We start from the raw sequence: 20359 nt of genomic DNA, 5'->3' as shown, positions 1-20359 counted from the left end.
TCCTTTCCCCGCAAGCTCATGATCGGGCCCCATTGTGGGGGAAGAGACCACATCTTCGCATCTCGATGCCGAGAACGCGCGTCGGTCCGCATGTTGCCAGAATTGGGGTCTTGACTCCAGCAAGCTGGGAGGATGAAGCGGTGAACAGCGCGGACGACGTCCTGGCCGGACTCGACCCCGAGCAGCGCGCGGTCGCCGAGGCCGTGCGCGGTCCGGTGTGCGTGCTGGCCGGGGCCGGCACGGGCAAGACCAGGGCGATCACCCACCGCATCGCGTACGCGGTCCGCAGCGGGGTGGTCGACGCGCAGAGCGTGCTCGCGGTGACGTTCACCACACGTGCGGCGGGCGAGCTGCGCCAGCGGCTGCGCGCGCTCGGCGCCCCCGGCGTGCAGGCACGCACGTTCCACGCCGCCGCGCTGCGCCAGCTCACCTACTTCTGGCCGCGCGTGATCGGCGGCGAGGCGCCCTCGGTCATCGAGTCCAAGCTCCCGGTGCTGGTCGAGGCGTGCCGGCGGGTGCGCCGCAACCCCGACCGCTCCGAGCTGCGCGACCTCGCGTCCGAGATCGAGTGGGCCAAGGTCACCCAGATCGGCCCCGACGACTACGCGGCCGGGGCCGCCAAGTACCACCGCAGTCCTCCCGTCCCCGCCGAGGAGGTGGCCCGCGTGTACGACGCGTACGAGCAGATCCGGCGCGAACGCCACCTCGTCGACTTCGAGACGATCCTCGAGCTGACGGCGGCGGTGATGACCGAGCACCAGGAGGTCGCCGCGCAGATCCGCCAGCAGTACCGCTATTTCGTGGTCGACGAGTACCAGGACGTCAACCCGCTGCAGAAGCTGCTGCTCGACACCTGGCTCGGCGGTCGCGACGACATCTGCGTCGTCGGCGACCCCAACCAGACGATCTACTCCTTCACCGGGGCCAGCCCGCGCTACCTGACGAACTTCGGCGTCGAACACCCGGGCGCCGCCGTCGTCAAGCTCGTCCGCGACTACCGTTCCACCCCCCAGGTCGTCGACCTGGCCAACCTCGTCATCGCCAAGAGCCGCTCGCCCCACCGGCTCGAACTCGTGGCGCAGCGCCCCGACGGCCAGAAGCCGGTGTTCTCCGACTACGACGATGAGCCCGCCGAGGCCGCCGGAGTCGCCAGGGCCATCAGGAAGCTGCTCGACAAGGGGGTCCCGTCCCGCGAGATCGCCGTGCTCTTCCGCGTCAACTCGCAGTCCGAGGCGTACGAGGAGGCTCTCGCCAAGGCCGAGATCCCGTACGTCCTGCGCGGCGCCGAGCGCTTCTTCGACCGGCCCGAGGTGCGCCAGGCCGTCGTGCTGCTGCGCGGCGCGGCGCGGTCGGCGGCCGACGAGCCCCTGGCGGCCGAGGTCCACAACATCCTGGGCGGCATCGGCCTGACCCCGTCGCCGCCCGGCGGAGGCAAGGCGCGCGAGAAGTGGGAGTCGCTCAAGGCCCTCGCCGACCTCGCCGAGGACATGGCGGCCGATGGCGCCGACCTGCCCACGTTCGTGACCGAACTGGAACGCCGCGCCTCCGAGCAGCACGCGCCGCCCGTCGAGGGCGTGACGCTCGCCTCGCTGCACGCGGCCAAGGGCCTCGAGTGGGACGCGGTGTTCCTCGTCGGGCTCACCGACGGCATGATGCCGATCATCTACGCCGAGACGCCCGAGCAGATCGAGGAGGAACGCCGCCTCCTCTACGTCGGCGTCACGCGGGCCCGCGAGCACCTGTCGCTGTCGTGGGCGCTGGCCCGCGCGCCGGGGGGCCGCAAGAGCCGGCGACCGTCCCGCTTCCTCGACGGCCTCACCGGACGCGTCTCCGCGCCGCCGCGCGTCGCGACGACCCCGGCCCGTGAACGCCCGCGCGTGGCCGCGCCGGTGAGCTGCCGGGTGTGCGCGAAGACGCTGGTGAACGCCACCGAACAGAAGCTCGGGCGCTGCACGACCTGTCCGGCCGACTACGACGAGGCGCTGCTCGAACGCCTCAGGGCCTGGCGCACCGCCACGGCCAAAGAGGCCAAGGTGCCGCCGTACGTCGTCTTCACCGACGTCACGCTGCAGGCGATCGCCGAGCGTGCTCCGGCCACCGAGCAGGAGCTGCTGTCGATCGCGGGCATCGGCAAGGTGAAGTTCGACCGCTACGGCGAGGCCGTTCTCGCGCTCTGCCGCTCGTAGCATCGACCCCGGTTACCTACTCGTGCGTAACAACCGCGAAACTGCAAAAGGTAAAGATGGGACGGCCCCGCTCGGGGCGATCGGGTGTCCCGGTGCGGGATGACACGGAGGGGAACACAGTCGTGAACGAGGCGCTGAAGGAGCTGCTCGACCTGCTCGACCTTGAGCAGATCGAGCTCGACATCTTCCGGGGACGCAGCCCGGAAGAGCGCATCCAGCGCGTCTTCGGCGGCCAGGTGGCGGCACAGGCCCTGGTGGCGGCCGGCCGTACGGTTCCCAAGGACCGCAACGTCCACTCGCTGCACGCCTACTTCATCCGGCCGGGCGACCCGTCCGTCCCGATCGTCTACAACGTCGAGCGCTTGCGCGACGGACGGTCGTTCACCACCCGCCGCGTCGTCGCCGTACAGCACGGCAAGGCCATCTTCACGATGTCGGCGTCGTTCCACGTCCTGGAGGAGGGCGTCGAGCACCAGGCCCTGGTGGCGCCGCAGGTGCCCGCGCCCGAGACGTTGCCGACGGTCCAGGAGCGGATGGCCGAGCTGCTCGGCGACCACCCCGAGATGCGGGAGATGCTCGCGCGGCCGCGCCCCGTGGAGGCCCGCTACGCCTCGCCGCTCACCTGGGAGGCCTACCACGACCCCGAGCTGCGCAGCGCGAAGACCAACGTGTGGTTCCGCTACGACGCCGACCTCCCCGACGACCCGCTGCTGCACGTCGTGCTGGCCGCGTACGCCTCCGACTTCACCCTGGTCGACACGATCCTGCTGTCGCACGGCATGGCCTGGGGGCTGTCGAACGTCATGGGCGCCTCGCTCGACCACGCCATGTGGTTCCACCGCCCGTTCCGCGCCGACGACTGGCTCCTCTACGCTCAGGAGTCGCCCTGGTCTGCTGGGGCGCGCGGGCTCGCTCGCGGCGAGATGTACACGGCGTCAGGGGAACTCGTGGTGTCGGTGGTGCAGGAGGCCATGGTCCGGCTGACGAAGTAGCCGGATCCGCGCTCGGATGAGCGCCGAAGATCAGACAAAATCGCAGGTAGAAAATATGTTGCCCCGTCCCGGCTCCCCGGTTTAGGGTCATGGTCAAGCAAGTCGGGCAGGTCCTGCTCGACGATCCCAGAGTGGAGGTGAGTCCAGGTGATCAGCATGAACATGTCGGCCACGCAGTGGCTCGCCTTCGCGTGCCGTGACTCGGTGAGGCTCGTCGCCGGTCCCGTCAAGCCGCGGCAGGAGAGCTCTGCCCGTAGCCAGGCCATCGCTTACCCGCGTCAGCACATCGCCGCCGCAGGGGGAGTCGCTCCTGACTACGCCGCACGTATCGCAGTTCCGGCCAGCCAGCTCACCAAGGGTGGACTGTGCGGTCCGCAACCCTGGAGGGATGCTCCGGTCATAACTTGACCGGCACAACAGCAGCCCCCAGGCCGCGGATCCGCACACAGGATCCGCGGCCTTCTTGTTTGTCCGTGATCCCGACCACCTACGAGGTGCCCGACCAAGATCACCAGATCGATTCAAAGGAGCAACATGATGGGGGCGAAGACGATCATGGACCTGATCGACGAAGCCAAGATCCCCTGTCGTACCGACCCTGACCTGTGGTTTGCAGAGTCGCCGGATGACGTCGAGTTCGCCAAGGCGCTCTGCGCCGGCTGCCCGATCCAGAAGACCTGCCTGGCCCGCGCGCTCGAGCGCGAGGAGCCATGGGGCGTCTGGGGCGGCGAGCTGATCCTCAGGGGGACCATCGTTCCCCGCAAGCGTCCGCGCGGGCGTCCCCGCAAGCACCCGGTCGCTGCCTGACCACCGCACCCACGTAACAAGAAAGCGAACGAAACCATGAACCACCACCTGTCCGCCAGGAGCAACGCCGTGCCGGATCTGTTCCATGAAATGGTCAACGACCGAATACAAACCCTGCATCGGGAGGCCGCGGAGGAGCGTCTCGCCCTGCGCCTCCGCCGCTTGCAGCGGGCCCGCTCGGAGGTAGCCCGAGCCAACCAACGCCTACGCGAGGCCCTGACCCTCCCCCTCTGACCGAGATGCGCCGGCCACCCCTCCAGGTGGCCGGCCCATCCCAATCCCCACAGGACGGCGACCTCTGCGGGACGGCGTTCCTTGAGGGCGGCGACCTCTATGGAACGGCAATACCGGAGGGGCGGCGTCCTTTGGGGGCGGCGATCGGCATCGGGAGGTTGGGTGGAGACTGCATTGGCATCGTGATCACCGGCGGCGAATCCTTGCGGCACGGGGATCTCTGTAGCCTCGGTTGCCTGCGACTCTGCGGTGACAAGAGTTCAGCCACCGAAGCTCGACCTCCTCGAGCCGGACCCAGCCGGGCGCTACACAAGCGCCCGCTTCTCCCGTTCTCACCGGCTCTCACCGCACCATTGCTCTCAGCGCACCACCGGCTCCCAGCGCACCCGCGGCCCTCGGTGCACCGGCCCTCAGCGCACCACCCTTCCTCGGTGCCGCCACCGAGTACACGACGCGTCGTTGCGCAGGCGAACCTGGACGGACGCCCGAGCCGCTCCAGGGCAGGCACCTGGGCGCTACAAAGTGTCCGTCTTCACCGTGTTTCGCCCGCTGACCCCAGTAAGCCACCCACCTCCGGGGACCCTGAGTGCATGACGCGCCGTTGTGTCGGCGCTCCCGGGCAGGCCTCACCTTCACTCCACGTGAAGATCGATTCATGAACCGCGTACATGGACGTAAATCCTGGGCTGGCGGTCAGCTGAGCGGATGACTTCCATTGGGGGAGGGGGGAGGGGGTGTTGGTATCGGCGCTGTTGTCGGTGAGGTCGAGTCGCCCTGGTCATCGGTGAGGCCGGTTGTGTCCAAGACCTTGGCTGAGTCGGTTTCGGCGGTGTTGTCGGCGAAGCCGGGAACCCAGCGGATCACCTCGTCGCGAAAGCGTGCCGTGGTCCCGAGCTGGCACAGGACGCCGATCCCCGCCGCGTGCACCCGGTGAATCAGCACGTACGACGCCGGCAGGTTGAGCAGCCGCACCACGTTGTTCGGCCGCAGGTCGGCGACACTGGCCACCTGGGCCTGCAGCCACGCCCGGCTGAACGTGAACACCTCCACCGTCGTCGGCTCCACGTACGGAGCCAGGAAGGCCCGTAGCGCCTCGGGGTCGATGTCGATGTCGTCCCGGATGAAGCCTTCTCGGCGCAGCCCGGCCATGACGGCCTCTATGTCGCCCTCGTTGAAGATCCGCATGAGCTGCCCGAACGTCGGGGGATGCCCGTCGGGCATGTGGTTGACCGCTCCGAAGTCGAGGACGCCGAGCTTGCCGTTGGGCAGCATCCGGAAGTTTCCCGGATGGGGGTCGGCGTGCAGCATACCCGCGCGTGGAGGGGAGCTGAACAGGAACCGTACGAACAGCAGGCCCGCCCGATCGCGCTCCTCCTGCGTGCCGTGGGCGATGATGTGCGACAGCGGTGTGCCGTCCATCCATTCGCTGACCAGCACCCTTTCGTTGGCCGCCACCACGTCCGGCACATGGAAGTCGGGGTCGCCGTCGAACGCGAGGGCGAAAGCGTGTTGGGCCTCCGCCTCCCTGAGGTAGTCGAGCTCCTCGGCGATGCGCTCACGCAGTTCGCTCAGCACCGACTTCATGTCGAGCCCGGGCAGCAGTGCGCCGAACATCCTGCCGAGCCGCGCGAGCTGGGCGAAGTCGCCGAGCAGGGCCTTCCCCGCGCCCGGGTACTGGATCTTGACGGCCACCTCCCTGCCGTCCTGCCACACGGCCCGGTGGACCTGCCCGATCGAGGCGGCGGCCGTCGGCTTGTCGTCGAACGACAGGAAGTGCTTCCGCCAGTTGTCGCCCAGTTCCTCCGCCAGCACCTTGTGCACGGTGGCGACGGGCAGGGGCGGCGCCGAGTCCTGCAGCTTGGTCAGCGTGGCGCGGTAGGGGCCGGCGATCTCCTGCGGCAGGGCGGCCTCGAAGATGGACAGCGCCTGGCCGACCTTCATCGCGCCGCCCTTGAGCTCACCCAGCACCTTGAAGATCTGCTCGGCGGTACGCTGCTGGAACTCCTGCGAAACGATCTCCGCGGACTTGCCTCCGATGCGTTTGCCCAGGCCGAGGGCTGCGCGCCCCGCGAACCCGATGGGGAGAGTGGCCAGCTTGGCCGAGCGCGTGACAGCGCGACGCGGAAGATCGCTCACTACGGTGCGCGGAACCTCGATGAGATACCGCTTCCCCCCTTCGTGGTCGCCCCAGAGCACGTCAGTCGAGGTGAGGTGCCATGACCATTCTTAGCGAATCAGGTTTGTTTCGCATACAACGACATTGCGGATGAGGGCTCCAGGACCGCCTTTTCCAGTGCCAATCAGGCGTTACGTCTAATGTGCCGTTGGTCACAACGGACTTCTGGCCGTCCAGATGACCAAGCGCATGGCCGACGGCGGCTGCCGCGACCACCGCGGAAAGCGCCGAAGAGCAGGCGATCTCTCCCGGTGGGTAGCCGCCCAGCCGGGCGGTCACGATGGGCCAGTCGGGGTCGAGGTCGCGTCGCGTCAGGTCGAGGCAGTGCAGACACGCCGTTTCCCCAGGAAGGACCAGCGGGCCCACGGTGCCGTAACCCTCGAAGGCGGTCACCAGCAGGTGCGGGATGCCCAGCGAGTTGAGGTCGTTGACCAGCACCCCGTCGAGCGGGCCTACCGGCGCGATGACGACCAGGTCAGGACGGTCGGTCTTGTCCCCGAGAAACGGCCCGCCCGCCAGCACGTTCGCGCCCGGCTCCACCGCCGTGACCCGCGACGGCCCGGCCACCTTCCGAGACCTACCCGAACCCGTTCGTGACGTGCCCCGAGTTCCGTGCGTCCCTGCCCGTGGCGCGTCCTCAAGTCCGCCTGCTCCCGCTCGTGATGTTCTGGCCTCCTCTCTCCGCCCGGCGTTCGACTCACGTGATGCACCGGCCCCTGCCTTCGTGGGAGTTCCGTCCGATTCGGCCTGGCGGGAACGTTCCGACGCTGATCGGCCGAGCGCGCCCGCGGCCCGCGCAGGCTTGGGGACGCCGACAGGCCGTACATCGGGAACCTGTCGGTCACCCTCGGGGGATCCTCCCGCGGTGAGCCGGGTTGCGACGGCCGCCGCGCCCGCCTCGCGGGTCATGCCGACCTCCGCCCACGTCAGCCCACCAGGCGTGATGTCGCGAGGCCGGGTCGCGCCAGGGTCGATGACGCGGATGACGCCCACCCCGGAGGCGGCCAGCAGCGTGACGACCTGCGCTCCGACCCGTCCCGCGCCGTACACCCGCACCCTCGCCCGCCTGCGCCGCTCGAAGAGCGCGACCATGCCGTCCGGCGCGGTGGAGGCGAGGTCGAGGGCGTCGAGATCCGGCGTCAGCCGGTCGCGCTCGCCGAGCGGCAGCTCGCGGAGGCCGCCCGGTCCGGCGGCGGCGTCGTGGAGCACACCCCTGGCGGCGAGCTGGTCGAGCAGCGACCGGGCACGGACGTCGTCGAGCCCCGCCAGAGCCGCCTCGCGCAGCACGGTGTCGATGTCGCGGGTGCCGTCGAGGGACTCCACCCAGGCCCGCACCTTGCGGGTCAGGCCGCTGAGCATGACGGCCCGTTGGGGGTGTGCGCCGTATTGCAGGGTGTGGTCGTCCCGGATGACGCGTCGCAGGGACGGCTTCAGACGTGGCCTCATGGCGGGAAAGATGCCACGCGCGAGCAAGATCCTGGGCGGCTTCCGCCCCGGCTGTGGATAACTTCTGCCACCGCGCCGTGCCTGTGGACAGAGCACCACGCCGAACCGCCGGAGAGCGTTACGCTGCCCACATGGACGAGATCTTGGTTGACCGCACCGACGACGGAGTCGTCCTCCTCACCCTCAATCTCCCCGGCGTCCGCAACGCCATGACCGACGCCATGACCGCCCGTTGGCGCGACGTCATGGCCGAGCTGGCCGCCGACCGCGACGTCAGATGTGTCGTCGTCACCGGCGCCGGCAGCGCGTTCTCCGCCGGAGGAGACCTGTCGTGGCTCGGTGAGCGCAACACCGAGCCCGTCCCTCAACTGCGTGACCGGATGCTCGCCTTCTACCGCACCTGGCTCGCCGTCACCGAGCTCGAGGTGCCCACGGTCGCCGCCGTCAACGGCCCGGCCGTGGGGGCCGGCCTGTGCCTGGCGCTCGCCTGCGATCTCGTCTACGCCTCCGACGACGCGAAACTCCTGGCCCCGTTCACGTCGCTGGGCCTGCACCCGGGCATGGCGGCCACGTACCTGCTGCCGAGCAGGGCAGGTGACAGGCTGGCCAGGGAGATGCTCCTGACAGGACGGGTGTTGTCCGGTACAGAGGCTGCGCGCAAAAACCTGGTAAATCAATCTTTCCCGCCGAATGCCCTTATGCGGGAGGTCCAAGCCATCGCCGCGAAGATCGCTCAGAACGCGCCCATCGCCACAAGGCTCACCAAAGTCGCGCTGAATCAAGAGCATCAAGACGTGGAAGCCGCGCTGCGCTGGGAGTCGCTGGCCCAGCCCGTGACCATGGCCTCCGCCGACATGATCGAAGGGCTGGCCGCACTACGGGAAAGGCGCGTGCCCAAATTCACCGGGTCTTAATCATCTGACCAGCAAGAACATCGTCCACCCTCTGTGGAATTTCGTCGGTCTCGGCTAACGTGCATATGTGCCCCCCGAGACAGTCGAGGTTCGTCGCAGTTCTCGTCGCCGGCGTACGGTGTCCGCCTACCGCGACGGCGACAAGACGATCGTGCTCCTGCCCGCCTGGCTGAGCGGCGAAGACGCGGATGAATGGGTGAGCCGGATGCTGGATCGGCTGGCCGCGAAGGAACGCCGACGAAGACCTACGGACGAGGGACTGCTGGAGCGGGCCAGGGAGCTGTCGGTGAAATACCTCGACGGGGAGCCCGACCCGGTGAGCGTGCGCTGGGTCGACAACCAGCAGCACCGCTGGGGCTCGTGCACCCCGGAGAACGGCGCCATCCGCCTGTCCACCAGGCTCAAGGGCCTGCCGGAATGGGTGATCAACTATGTGATCATCCACGAGCTCGCCCATCTGATGGTGCCGAGCCACGGGCCGGAGTTCTGGGCGCTGGTCGAACAATATCCGAAGGCCGAACGAGCCCGCGGCTTCCTCGAGGGGTTCTCGACCGCGGTTCACACGGAGCCGGAGGAGTGTTGAACCGCGTCGTCGCGGTTCTCGTACGACGTCACATGGCCCAGGCCGCGCCCGCCGGAGTCGATCCGGTGGCGTTCCTGGAGGCCGTCGCCGAGGACACGTACGAGATGGTCGCCGGGCTCGACCTCGTCACCCCGGTCCTGGTCACGAGCGTCCCCGGCCTGGACGACATCGTCTGGCCGGGCACCGAGGTCATCGCGATCGACGACGACGAGCCGCTCGCGTCCGTCCTCGGCCGTCTCGACGCCGACCAGGCCGCGGTGGTCAGCGCCGACGCGCCCGACCTGCCGCCTCTGCTGGTAGGCAAGCTGTTCCGGGAGCTCGGCCGAGCCGAGATCACGGTCTGCCCGGCCGAGAACGGCGGAGCCGTCGCCCTCGCGTGCGCGCTGCCGGTGCCCGCCTGGGCGCGGCCGGATCTCGACGCCCCCGACGTGGTGAAGGCGTTGCGCGCGCAGGCTCCCGGCCCGCGCAGGGTGGCGACGACACCGGGCTGGCACCGCCTGCGCAGCGCCGCCGACGTGGCCCGGCTCGACCCGGGACTGGAGGGCTGGGACAACACCAGGGCGCTGGTCAGGGCACGGTGAGCTGGGCGAGCACGGCCCGGTGATCGGTGCCCGGCACGTCGCGCACGCTCACCTCGTTCACCCCGACCCGCTGGTCGACCAGGACGTGGTCGATCGTGATGATCGGCGGCACCCGCTTGTTGGCCGGCCAGGTCGGGATCAGTCCGGCGCCCACCTGGTCGGCGGCGTCCTTGTAGCCCCGCGACAGCAGCCCGCGCAGCGCGGCGTGGTCGAGTGAGGCGTTGAAGTCGCCCGCGATGACGCGGATCTTGTCGGGGGCGGCCGAGGGGAATGCCGCCAGTGCCGCGTTCCAGTCGTCGACCTGCCTGCCCAGTGGCGGGAAGGGGTGGGCGTCGATGAACTCGATCGGGTCGCCGCCGGGCAGGTCGACCACCGCACCGGGCATGTTGTGCCCGGGCGGAGCCGTCCAGCCGGGCAGGGAATGCAGCGCGTGCTTCGAGTACAGGCCGCTCCCGGCGGCGCTCCACTCGTCCTGCAGCACGCGGTTCGGCATGAGCGTCTTCAGCCCTGCCGCGTCAAGGTTGGCCACTCCCTCGGGGGTGAGTTCCTGCGTGCTCAGCACGTCGGGGTCGAACTCGCGCACGAGCCCCACGATCGTGGCGGCGTCGGCCTTGCCGAACAGCATGTTGATCGTCATGACCCGGAACGGCCGCCCCGGAATGGCATCGGCTGTGCCGAACGCCCGGGGCAGCACGCTGAACCCGAGCGCGGCCGTGGTCAGCAGCGCGACGGCGAAGGCCGCATGCTTGCGACGGTAAGCGGCGATCATGAGGGGGATGAGCGAACCCGCCGCGATGTACGGCGTCCCCGTCATCAGCTGCGTCGGAAACGACCCGCGTTCGAGGCCCGCCACCCGGGCGATGGCCCAGGCGGCGAACGGTGTCACGGTCAGCCAGGTGAATGCTGCGGGGAACTTCCGACGTTTGCGGACGGGCCGGACAATCGTGCCGCCGACGGTAGAAGTCTCCACACAGCCCCCTTTTTGGAACGACGCAGAAGGACTCTAGCCAAGGGGGCGTGTACGCGAGCCGAGGGCTGCCTGCCCCCGCTTGGCCAGCCGTCGCGTCGCCTCGTCGGTCGGCTCCGGGATCTGGTCGACGGGCACCCATCGCAGGTCGAGCGACTCGTCACTGATCTTCGCGGTGGCGCCGGGCGGGGCCACGGCCGCGTACTCGACGTCGAGGTGCCAGCACTGCGGCGGATGGCACCACACCTCGTGCTTGTCCACCGCCAGGGGGCCGGGCAGCAGCTCAAGCCCTGAAATTCCCGACTCCTCCCACGCCTCCCGGAGCGCCACCGCCGCGAGAGACGTGTCGGAAACCTCACAGTGACCGCCCATCGGCAGCCACCTCTTCGCCTTCGGATGCAGCGTGAGCAGCACCTGGGAGCCGTCGTGCGACAGCACGGCGGTCGTCGCCGTCAGATGCCCGGGGACGCACTCACGCAGCATCGCGTCGTCATGCGTCCGCAGGTGCTCCAGGAACTCCAGCCGGAGCTCCTCTTCCTCGGGCGTGGGCGCGGTCCATGCCGTCAGCACGGCGACCGCGTCGTCGTGCAGGCTCACTTGTCGTCGTCCTCGGGCTTGGCCTCGAGCTGGGAGATGTCCCAGGCCACCTCACCACGGACGAACGCCTCAGGATCGTCGAGGTCGTCGGCCCTCGGCATGAGGTCGGGATGCGCCCACAGCGCGTCGCGCCCGTCGACGCCGCGCGCCTCCTCGAGCGCCCGCCACAGGGCAGCGGCCTCGCGCAGCCGCCGCGGACGCAGCTCCAGCCCGACCAGCGTGCCGAACGTCAGCTCCGCCGGCCCGCCGGTCGCCCGCCGCCTACGTACGGTCTCCGCCAGGGCGCCCGCCGAGGGCAGCTTGCCCGTGGCCGCGCGGTCGACCACCGTCGCCACCCACCCTTCGACCAGGGCGAGCGTCGTCTCCAGCCGGGTCAGCGCGGCCTTTTGCCGCTCGGTCTCCTCGGGCTTGAGCAGGTTGCCCCCGCTCAGCGCCTCCTGAAGAGCCGCCGGGTTGTTCATGTCGAGGCCGCGGATCTGCTCCTCGAGCGCCGAGGTGTCGACCGTGATGCCCCTCGCGTACTCCTCGACCGCGCCCAGCAGGTGCGCGCGCAGCCACGGCACGTGCTGGAACAGCCGGTGGTGAGCGGCCTCACGCAATGCGAGGTAGAGCCGGATCTCGTCGTTGGGCGTCTCGAGGCCTTCGCTGAAGGAGGCGATGCCGCCCGGGAGCAGCGCGGCCTTGTCGGACAGTGGAAGCCCGATGTCGGTGGTGCCGATGACCTCGCGCGCCAGCGAGCCGAGCGCCTGCCCGATCTGCTGGCCGACCATCATGCCGCCCATCTGCTTCAGCATGCCCATCAGCGGCCCGGCCATCTGCTGGGCCTCGGGAGGCAGCCCCGCGCCGCCGAGCGTGCCGCCCATGGTCTCGACCATGCGTTCGGCGATCGGCTCGCAGAGCTTGCGCCACACCGGGATGGTGTTCTCGATCCACTCGGAACGGCTCCAGGCCTGCGGGTTCGACACGCCGCTCGGCAGCGTCGTCGCCTCGTTCAGCCACAGGTCGGCCAGGCTGAGCGCGTCGACGATCTGGCGTCGCTCGCCTTCCATGACACTCGGGTCGCCCTCGGCGACCACGGCGTGCCGGGCTATGTTCTTGGCCATGTCCCAGTTGACAGGGCCGGAACCCTGGGGCGCCGACAGCATGTCGGCGAACTGGCGCATCGCCTGAGCCATCTGCTCAGGGTTGCCGAACATGGCGAACGGGTTTTCGTTGGGGTCGTTTTCGCGACCTGGCAGGTCAGTCACCGCTCTACCTCGTGCAGGATGGAGGAGTCCACATCCGCCACGTTAGTCGTCCTACGGCGGATCAGTGCAAAGTGAGGATCTGGTGCCTACCTCGAAACGCCCGCGCCAACCCGTTGTCGCTGTAACGGGCGCGGCCTCCGGCCTGGGCCGCGAGTTGCTCGCGAGGCTCGTGTCCTCCGCGGATTTCCGCAGGGTGGTGGCCATCGACGAAGAGCGTGGCGACATCCATGAGGCGACCTGGAGAGAGATCGACGTACGCGATCCGCTCTTGGCGAACCGGATCTCCGACATCGACGTCCTGGTCCACCTCGCCGGCGACTACGCCGTCGACTCCGACCCGGGGGAGCGCCGCGCGTACAACCTGCGCGCCGCCCAGACGGCCCTCACGGCCTGCGCCGCCGCACGCGTGCGCCGCGTCGTCCTGGTGACGAGCGCGATGGTGTACGGCGCCGCCCCCGACAACGAAGTTCCGCTTCCCGAGAACGCCCCCGTGGCCGCCGAGCCCGACACCGGCATGGTGGGCGACTACCTGGAGATCGAGGCCCTGGTACGCAGGTCGCTGCGTAGCCATCCCGGCCTGGAGATCACCGTGCTGCGCCCGGCCGCCGTGGTCGGCCCAGGCGTCGACACGGTGATCACCCGCCACTTCGAGTCGCCGAGGCTCCTGACCGTCAAGGGCTGCAGCCCCCACTGGCAGTTCTGCCACATCGACGACCTGCTCTCGGCGCTGGAGCTGGCCGCGCGCGGCGGCGTCACCGGCGTGGTGGCGGTCGGCAGCGACGGTTGGATGGAGCACGAGCAGGTCGAGGAGATGTCCGGCATCCGCAGCCTCGAGCTCCCGGCGGGGCTGACGTTCGGCACGGCCCAGCGCCTGCACCGGCTCGGTGTCACCCCTGCCCCCGCGACCGACCTGCACTACGTCGTCTATCCGTGGGTGGTCGACTGCGCGGCGCTGCGCGAGGCCGGCTGGAAGCCCGCGTGGACCAACGAGGCCGCCTTCGAGCAGCTGCTCGAACTCCGCGGCGAGAACCGCACGACCGTGGTCGGCAGGCGCCTGCCCGTCAAGGAGGCCACGCTCACCGCCGCCGGCGCCACCGTGGCCGTGATCGGCACCGCGGCGATCGTCCGCCAGGTGCGTAAGAAACGTCGGCAGTAAAGGTTAGGCTTTTTGTCGTGGACGTCATCCGCCTGCTCGGCATACGCGACACCCCGCTCTCCGTGGACGAAGTGCTGGCCGCCGTCGGCGACCATGCCGCGGGCGGCACCACGTTCTTCGTGGGCACCGTTCGCGAGCAGGACCACGGCAAGCCGGTCACCCGGCTCGCCTACTCGGCGCATCCCACGGCGTTGGCGGAGCTGCGCCAGGTGGCCGAGAAGATCGCCGCCGACTTCCCCGTGACGGCGCTGGCCGCCGTCCATCGCGTGGGCGACCTGGAGCTGGGCGACGCCGCCGTGATCGTCGCCGTCGCCGCGCCGCACCGCGACGAGGCGTTCAAGGCCGCGCGGCGGCTGATCGACGATCTCAAGGCCAACGTGCCGATCTGGAAGCACCAGGTGTTCGCCGACGGCGAGACCGAGTGGGTCGGCGCCGGCGAATAAGCTTCTCGACATGTCACGACGCGCCCTCACCCTGCTCATCGCGGGATTCCTCGTGCTCGCACTGGGGGTGATCGGCGCGATGCAGCGGGTCCCGTACGTCGTGCTGAGTCCCGGACCGACGGAGAACACGATCGGCGAGGTCGACAAGAAGCCGGTCATCTCGATCAAGGATCACCAGACCTACCCGACCAGTGGCGCGCTGAGCCTCGTCACCGTCGCCTACCAGGGTGGTCCGAGCGCCCGCATCGATCTCCTCACGGCCCTGCGCGGTTGGATCGATCCCACCGTGGCGGTCGTCCCTGAGGAGACCATCTTCGCTCCCGACCGCAGTGCCCAGCAGGTCGAAGAGGAGAACACGGTCGAGATGACCAACTCCCAGGAGACCGCGACCGCCGCCGCGCTCAACGAGCTCAAGATCCCCTTCCGGATGATCGTGACGGTGGGCGCCACGCAGAAGGACCGTCCCGCCGAGGGCAAGCTGCAGGTCGGTGACGTCATCGACTCGGTCGACGGCAAGCCGGCCACCAACGCCGACGTCGTGAGCGACACGGTGAGGGCGCACAAGCCGGGCGAGGCCGTCGTCTTCGGCGTCACCCGCGGTAGCGAGAAGCACGAGGTCTCCGTTCCCACGGTGGCGGGTCCCGAGGGCCAGGCACTGGTGGGCGTGGAGATGAGGTCCGCGTACAAGTTCCCGTTCAAGGTCGACATCAACGTCGGCGACGTCGGCGGGCCGAGCGCCGGGCTGATGTTCTCGCTCGGCATCCTCGACAAGCTCACGCCGGGTGAGCTGACCGGCGGCAAGAAGATCGCCGGCACCGGCACGATCGACGAGAAAGGCCAGGTCGGCCCGATCGGCGGCATCGCGCAGAAGATGGTCGGAGCCAAGGACTCCGGCGCCACGATCTTCCTGACCCCCGCCGCCAACTGCGCCGAGGCGATGCGCGCCGTCCCCGAAGGCCTGCGGCTGGTACGGGCAGACTCCCTGCACTCCGCTGTGGAGGCGCTCGACGCATTGCGTACGGGACAGGGAAATGTTCCCGCGTGTGAGGCCGGATGAAACTTCCGGCGGTCGCCGTGCGTTAGTTGTAGGACTGGCATCGCGGTGTAGGTTGCCAGACACGGACCGTTTCTTCATTACGACGAGGGGTTGGCCTTGAGCTTCCGGACCCCAGGAGCCGGTAGGGCGATGCGGTTGCCCCGCCGTCCGCGACTGCTTCTACCTGTGGTGATCGCCCTGGTGGTGATCGTCGCCCTATTTTTCCTTTTTTCCGGCATCTATACCGATTATTTGTGGTTTGACGCGACCGGATTCACATCGATCTTCAGCGGTGTGCTGCTGACCCAAATCGTGCTGTTCCTCGTCGGGGCGGCGCTCATGGTCGCCATCGCCGGCGGAAACATGCTGCTGGCATTCCGCACGCGGCCCATGTTCGGGCCTGCGATGTTCGGCGGCAGCAGCGGCGCCGACCGCTATCGCATGGCGCTCGACCCCCACCGAAAGCTGATCTACATCGTCGGCATGGCACTGCTGGCGCTCTTCTCCGGCTCCTCGTTCGCCGGGCAGTGGCAGACGTGGCTCCAGTTCGTCAACGCCACGCCGTTCGGAAGGACCGACCCCGAGTTCGGCTACGACATCTCGTTCTTCATGTTCGACTATCCGTTCATCCGGATGGTGCTGAACTTCCTGTTCACCGCAGTGATCATCTCGATCGTGCTCGCGGCGATCACGCACTACCTCTACGGCGGGTTCCGCCTGCAGTCACCCGGTGTGCACGCCTCCAAGGCCGCGCGCATCCACCTGTCGGTGCTGCTGGGCGTCTTCGTCCTGCTGAAGGCCATCGCCTACTTCATGGACCGCTTCGGTCTCGTCTTCTCCGACCGCGGTTTCGTGCACGGCGCGTCCTACACCGACGTCAACGCCGTGCTGCCGGCCAAGACCATCCTCGCGGCCATCGCGCTGATCTGCGCCGTGCTGTTCTTCGCCGGCATCGTCCGGTCGGGCGGCATGCTGCCCGGCGTCGCCTTCGGCCTGCTCGTGCTCTCGGCCATCCTGATCGGCGGCGTCTACCCGGCGCTGGTCGAGCAGTTCCAGGTCAAGCCCAACCAGCAGGGCAAGGAAGCGCCGTACATCGACCGCAACATCCAAGCCACCCGAGAGGCGTACGGGGTCGACAAGACAGAGGTCGAGACCTACAACGCGCAGGCCGACCCGTCCAAGGTCCAGGCCAACGGCGACACCTCTGTGTCCGGCGTCCGTCTGCTCGACCCGTCACTGGTGTCCTCCACGTACGAGCAGACCCAGCGCATCAGGGGCTTCTACGGCTTCGCCGACCCGCTCGACGTCGACCGCTACCCCGACAGCACCGGCAAGCTGGTCGACCACATCGTCGGCGTCCGCGAGCTGACCGGCCCGCCGCAGGGCCAGGACAACTGGATCAACCGACGCCTCGTCTACACCCACGGCTACGGCTTCGTCGCCGCGCCGGGCAACAAGGTCGACTCCAGCGGCCTGCCCGACTACGACGCCAAGGACATGCCGGTCATCGGCCCCCTGGTCCAGAGCACGAAGCTGACCGAGCCCCGCGTCTACTACGGCGAGAACGACACCGCCGGCCAGTACGTCATCGCCGGCGGCAACCCGAGCCGCCCGCAGGAGCTCGACTACCCGGAGACCGGCGGCACCGGCCAGAAGAACACCGCCTACACCGGCCGCGGCGGCGTGCCCGTCGGTTCGTTCTTCAACCGGCTCCTTTACGCCGCCAAGTACGGTGAGGCCAACATCCTGTTGTCCGGCGACATCAACGACAACTCCAAGATCCTGTACGTCCGCAACCCGCGGGAGAGGGTCCAGAAGGTCGCGCCGTTCCTCACGCTCGACGGCAACGCGTACCCGGCGATCATCGACGGCCGCATCCAGTGGATCGTCGACGCTTACACCACGTCGAACGACTACCCGTACTCGCAGAGCGAGAGCCTGGGCGAGATGACGCGTGACACGTCCACCGCCCGCCAGGTGATCGCCCAGCAGCCGACCGACCACATCAACTACATCCGCAACTCGGTCAAGGCCACGGTCGACGCCTACGACGGCACGGTCCGGCTCTACGCCTGGGACAACAACGACCCGGTGCTCAAGACCTGGAGCAAGGCATTCCCCGGCGTCGTGCGCCCGGCCGGCGAGATGAGCGCCCAGTTGCGCCAGCACGTCCGCTACCCGGAAGACCTGTTCAAGGTGCAGCGCTACACCCTGTCGCGCTACCACATCACCGACCCGGCCGCCTTCTACAGCGGCCAGGACTTCTGGAACGTCCCGGGCGACCCGACGCAGGGCGACCTCAACATCAAGCAGCCGCCCTACTACCTGACCACCACGATGCCGGGCGGCACGCCGACGTTCTCGCTCACGACGACGTTCGTGCCGCGGCAGGGTCCCAACCTGGCGGCGTTCATGGCGGCCGATTCGGCGGCCGGTGACAACTACGGACGGATCCGCATCCTGCGCATGCCGTCCAGCACCCCGATCCCCGGCCCGGGCCAGGCGCAGAACGCCTTCCAGAGCCGCTTCGCGGGTGAGCTCAACCTGCTCGGGGTCGGCGCGTCGTCCGTCCGCTACGGCAACCTGCTGACGCTTCCGTACGCGGGAGGCCTGGTCTACATCGAACCGGTGTACATCCAGGTGGCCGCGGGCGGTGGCCAGGAGCCGTACCCGATCCTGCAGCGGGTGCTGGTGTCGTTCGGCAGCAAGATCGGCGTCGGACGCACGCTGGAGGAGGCGCTGCACCAGGTCTTCGGCGGTGAGCAACAGCAGCAGCCGAGTGAGGAGCAGCAGACCGAGGCCCAGCCCGAGCAGGCCACCACAGCGCTCGACACCGCGATCGCCGAGGCCAAGAAGGCCTACGACGACGCGCAGGAGGCGCTGCAGTCGAGCCCGCCCGACTGGGACGCCTACGGAGACGCCCAGCAGCGGCTTCAGGATGCGCTGCAGCAGCTGGAGGGCGTCACCGGCCAGGGAGGGCAGCCGACGCCCAGCCCGACGGGCTCGCCCAGCCCGTCGCCCACGGGTTCGCCGCCGGCGACGCCACCCGCTACGTCAAGCCCGACTCCGACACCCACGGGCACCGAGGCCGCAGGCACCTCCTAGCGGCAACGAGTTTGCACACACCCCGCTGTGGCGGCTATGCTTCACAAGCACGACGACGCGGGGTGGAGCAGTTCGGTAGCTCGCTGGGCTCATAACCCAGAGGTCGCAGGTTCAAATCCTGTCCCCGCTACCAATCGAAAATGGCCTTCCAGAGATTTCTGGAAGGCCATTTTCGTTTCTGCAAACGGTTCGCACGAGGCACCCCACCTGCGCAAACGACCGAGGGATCACACCCACTGTCGCGTGCGGAGCGGTACGGCGGTCGAAGCACCCTCGAGACCATGTAAGCTTGAGATATCAACCCGACGCGGGGTGGAGCAGTTCGGTAGCTCGCTGGGCTCATAACCCAGAGGTCGCAGGTTCAAATCCTGTCCCCGCTACCAAAGAAAATCCTCGGTCGCCGATCCTGGCGGCCGAGGATTTTTTGTTTGTCCGTACGACCCGGCCAGTGCCCGGCAGGTGTACGGGTCACGATCCTGAAGCTCACGGAGCCCGGGACGGAAACGTCATCGCGCGATAGTCAGCGGTCGCTCACACCCTGCATGACCATCCAGACCGCCCTCTGCACGGCCCAGCCCAGCAGCGCACCGCCGAACACGACCTGGACCACGCGCATCCAGAACGTGGACCCGTGGTCCGCGTAGATCACCACGCCGGCCCACAGCACACCAAACACCCCCACCAGGATGATTGCTGCCCAATTCAGCCCTCGCTGCCACATATTGCGAAGTCTGACACTCGGCCCGTCAAGGTGGGGTATGTGGGAAGTCGTCATCCCGCCAGGTGGCGGCGACACCCTGCGATCAGTGGGGGAGCCGGCGCCCTGTCCCGACACACCGCCGCAGCCGCAGTTCGCGCGGACGCCGGGGAGCCGGGTTCTCCAGACACTCGAGCAGTTCGGCCGCCGCACGGGCGTCCGACAGGATCCGGTGCGCGGTCTCGCCGTCCTCGGGCAACTGCCCGCGCGTCGCGAGCTCGTGCCGTACGAACGCCAGCGGTTCGGACTCCCCGAGAAGATCGGCCGCCATGGTGGCCCGCGCCGCCGTCAGCAACCGCAGATAGTGCATGCGGAGGAGAGCCTCGCGCAGTCGAGCGTCCTCGAGGTCGTCGACCAGCTCGCGGGCGAGCGCCAGCACGTCCCCAGGGTCAGCGGCCTCGTCGGCGAGGAAGGCACGGATGTCGTCGAACTCCGAGCGGGTCATGGCGGGCACCTCCGAGAGAGCAGTCTGCTCATGAGTACGTCGTACCGGGAGCCGATTGCGGATGACTTGCTGCCGGCTTGCCCCGGCGCCGCCACATGGAGCTTCATGGCAGAGGTTTGCCCGTCAGCGGGGAAGGGAAGGAACAAGTGATTACCTGTGTCGGCCTGAGTAGGTGTGCCAGGCTGCTAGAGTTCTTCCCGCAGGCGATCACCGCGGCTCTCCGGAGCCGGGAAGAAACCCCGCAAATCCCACTACCTTCGCGGTTGGCCGGTTGATGGTGCGAACCACTTCCGAACGGCTGGTAAGTTAGAGGGGTTGTCCCCGAAAGGGGGGCAGGCATTAATTCCCGCAGATCGAGCAAGACCGGTCAATTTGACAGGAACTTGAACGGCTGAGAGAATTAAGACACAACGAAAGACGAAATGAACGCCTCCGAGCGGGGATCACGAAAGTGGTTCTGGTCAGGAAGTACGCGTCCGTTTCTTGAGAACTCAACAGTGTGTTAAAAGCCAGTGCATGATTTTTCATGCAACACCTCGTCAAATGATTTTTGACGGTTTTGCTTGGACGAAGTTTCCAAACATTTTTTGGAGAGTTTGATCCTGGCTCAGGACGAACGCTGGCGGCGTGCTTAACACATGCAAGTCGAGCGGAAAGGCCCTTCGGGGTACTCGAGCGGCGAACGGG

The 20359-nt window shown here is 68.4% G+C and carries 17 protein-coding genes, 2 tRNA genes and 1 rRNA gene; 13 read left to right on the top strand and 7 right to left on the bottom strand.

Translation table 11 applies throughout. The features are described 5' to 3' along the window. The first annotated feature begins 140 nt into the window (after positions 1-140). The 3 genes from BLR04_RS36710 to BLR04_RS36700 all read left to right on the top strand — a co-directional run bounded on the left by BLR04_RS36710 (position 141) and on the right by BLR04_RS36700 (position 3985). Positions 141-2186 carry an ATP-dependent DNA helicase UvrD2 gene (locus BLR04_RS36710; protein WP_245740939.1) on the top strand — a complete coding sequence of 682 codons (2046 nt, stop codon included), beginning with the start codon at positions 141-143 and terminating at the stop codon, positions 2184-2186. Positions 2187-2308: 122 nt separating this feature from the next. Beyond that, the gene (gene tesB, locus BLR04_RS36705; RefSeq protein WP_176903474.1) at positions 2309-3178 is read left to right on the top strand and encodes an acyl-CoA thioesterase II; all 870 of its coding nucleotides are present in this window, start codon (positions 2309-2311) and stop codon (positions 3176-3178) included. A gap of 537 nt (positions 3179-3715) precedes the next feature. Further along, on the top strand, positions 3716-3985 hold the full coding sequence (locus tag BLR04_RS36700) for a WhiB family transcriptional regulator (protein ID WP_090773798.1): 270 nt from the start codon (positions 3716-3718) through the stop codon (positions 3983-3985). Positions 3986-4912: 927 nt separating this feature from the next. Here BLR04_RS36700 and BLR04_RS36690 read toward each other — a convergent pair. Further along, positions 4913-6355, bottom strand: coding sequence for an ABC1 kinase family protein (locus tag BLR04_RS36690; RefSeq protein WP_090773784.1), 1443 nt, complete (start codon positions 6353-6355; stop codon positions 4913-4915). Positions 6356-6416: 61 nt separating this feature from the next. After that, positions 6417-7841 carry a hypothetical protein gene (locus BLR04_RS41100; RefSeq protein WP_090773783.1) on the bottom strand — a complete coding sequence of 475 codons (1425 nt, stop codon included), beginning with the start codon at positions 7839-7841 and terminating at the stop codon, positions 6417-6419. Positions 7842-7972: 131 nt separating this feature from the next. Here BLR04_RS41100 and BLR04_RS36680 point away from each other — a divergent pair, with 131 nt between their 5' ends. From BLR04_RS36680 to BLR04_RS36670, 3 genes are all read left to right on the top strand, one after another. Beyond that, complete coding sequence (locus BLR04_RS36680) at positions 7973-8755, top strand: enoyl-CoA hydratase/isomerase family protein (protein WP_090773782.1); 783 nt, start codon at positions 7973-7975, stop codon at positions 8753-8755. Between the two features lie 67 nt (positions 8756-8822). Continuing rightward, positions 8823-9338 (top strand): M48 metallopeptidase family protein, encoded by a 516-nt coding sequence (locus BLR04_RS36675; protein ID WP_090773781.1) that lies wholly within the window; start codon positions 8823-8825, stop codon positions 9336-9338. Then, entirely contained in the window at positions 9335-9919 is a 585-nt protein-coding gene (locus BLR04_RS36670; RefSeq protein ID WP_090773780.1) for a glycosyltransferase family protein, read from the top strand. Before BLR04_RS36675 ends, BLR04_RS36670 begins: the two co-directional genes overlap by 4 nt. Here BLR04_RS36670 and BLR04_RS36665 read toward each other — a convergent pair. The 3 genes from BLR04_RS36665 to BLR04_RS36655 are packed head-to-tail and all read right to left on the bottom strand — an operon-like array spanning position 9906 to position 12730. Beyond that, positions 9906-10889 (bottom strand): endonuclease/exonuclease/phosphatase family protein, encoded by a 984-nt coding sequence (locus BLR04_RS36665; RefSeq protein WP_090773779.1) that lies wholly within the window; start codon positions 10887-10889, stop codon positions 9906-9908. The genes BLR04_RS36670 and BLR04_RS36665 overlap by 14 nt on opposite strands. A 33-nt stretch (positions 10890-10922) precedes the next feature. Continuing rightward, the gene (locus BLR04_RS36660) at positions 10923-11483 is read right to left on the bottom strand and encodes an NUDIX hydrolase (RefSeq protein WP_090773778.1); all 561 of its coding nucleotides are present in this window, start codon (positions 11481-11483) and stop codon (positions 10923-10925) included. Then, positions 11480-12730 carry a zinc-dependent metalloprotease gene (locus tag BLR04_RS36655; protein ID WP_176903472.1) on the bottom strand — a complete coding sequence of 417 codons (1251 nt, stop codon included), beginning with the start codon at positions 12728-12730 and terminating at the stop codon, positions 11480-11482. Before BLR04_RS36655 ends, BLR04_RS36660 begins: the two co-directional genes overlap by 4 nt. Positions 12731-12809: 79 nt before the next feature. On the opposite strand from BLR04_RS36655, the gene BLR04_RS36650 reads away from it, so the two are divergent. The 6 genes from BLR04_RS36650 (at position 12810) to BLR04_RS36625 (ending at position 18853) form a co-directional block, all read left to right on the top strand. Continuing rightward, positions 12810-13886, top strand: coding sequence for an NAD-dependent epimerase/dehydratase family protein (locus BLR04_RS36650; protein WP_090773797.1), 1077 nt, complete (start codon positions 12810-12812; stop codon positions 13884-13886). Positions 13887-13903: 17 nt separating this feature from the next. After that, positions 13904-14329, top strand: coding sequence for a molybdenum cofactor biosynthesis protein MoaE (locus BLR04_RS36645; RefSeq protein ID WP_090773776.1), 426 nt, complete (start codon positions 13904-13906; stop codon positions 14327-14329). Positions 14330-14339: 10 nt separating this feature from the next. Continuing rightward, the gene (locus BLR04_RS36640; RefSeq protein WP_090773775.1) at positions 14340-15386 is read left to right on the top strand and encodes a YlbL family protein; all 1047 of its coding nucleotides are present in this window, start codon (positions 14340-14342) and stop codon (positions 15384-15386) included. 129 nt (positions 15387-15515) lie between these two features. After that, positions 15516-18470: a UPF0182 family membrane protein gene (locus BLR04_RS36635; protein WP_090773774.1), complete on the top strand. Its 2955-nt coding sequence runs from the start codon at positions 15516-15518 to the stop codon at positions 18468-18470. Positions 18471-18526: 56 nt separating this feature from the next. After that, positions 18527-18603 (top strand) — tRNA-Met (locus tag BLR04_RS36630). A 173-nt stretch (positions 18604-18776) separates the two neighbouring features. After that, positions 18777-18853 (top strand) — tRNA-Met (locus tag BLR04_RS36625). Between the two features lie 137 nt (positions 18854-18990). Here the strand turns inward: BLR04_RS36625 and BLR04_RS36620 are convergent. Both BLR04_RS36620 and BLR04_RS36615 read right to left on the bottom strand, forming a co-directional pair. Then, positions 18991-19146 carry a hypothetical protein gene (locus BLR04_RS36620; RefSeq protein ID WP_245740937.1) on the bottom strand — a complete coding sequence of 52 codons (156 nt, stop codon included), beginning with the start codon at positions 19144-19146 and terminating at the stop codon, positions 18991-18993. A 127-nt stretch (positions 19147-19273) separates the two neighbouring features. Continuing rightward, on the bottom strand, positions 19274-19672 hold the full coding sequence (locus tag BLR04_RS36615; RefSeq protein WP_090773772.1) for a hypothetical protein: 399 nt from the start codon (positions 19670-19672) through the stop codon (positions 19274-19276). A gap of 584 nt (positions 19673-20256) precedes the next feature. Between BLR04_RS36615 and BLR04_RS36610 the strand changes: the two genes are divergently transcribed. Then, positions 20257-20359: ribosomal RNA gene (locus BLR04_RS36610) — 16S ribosomal RNA — on the top strand; the annotation flags it as partial.

The sequence above is a fragment of the Nonomuraea maritima genome (assembly GCF_900100395.1).
Classification (GTDB): Bacteria; Actinomycetota; Actinomycetes; order Streptosporangiales; family Streptosporangiaceae; genus Nonomuraea; species Nonomuraea maritima.
The sequence above is the reverse complement of the archived record's forward strand: the minus strand, read 5'-3'. Positions and strand labels throughout refer to the sequence as shown.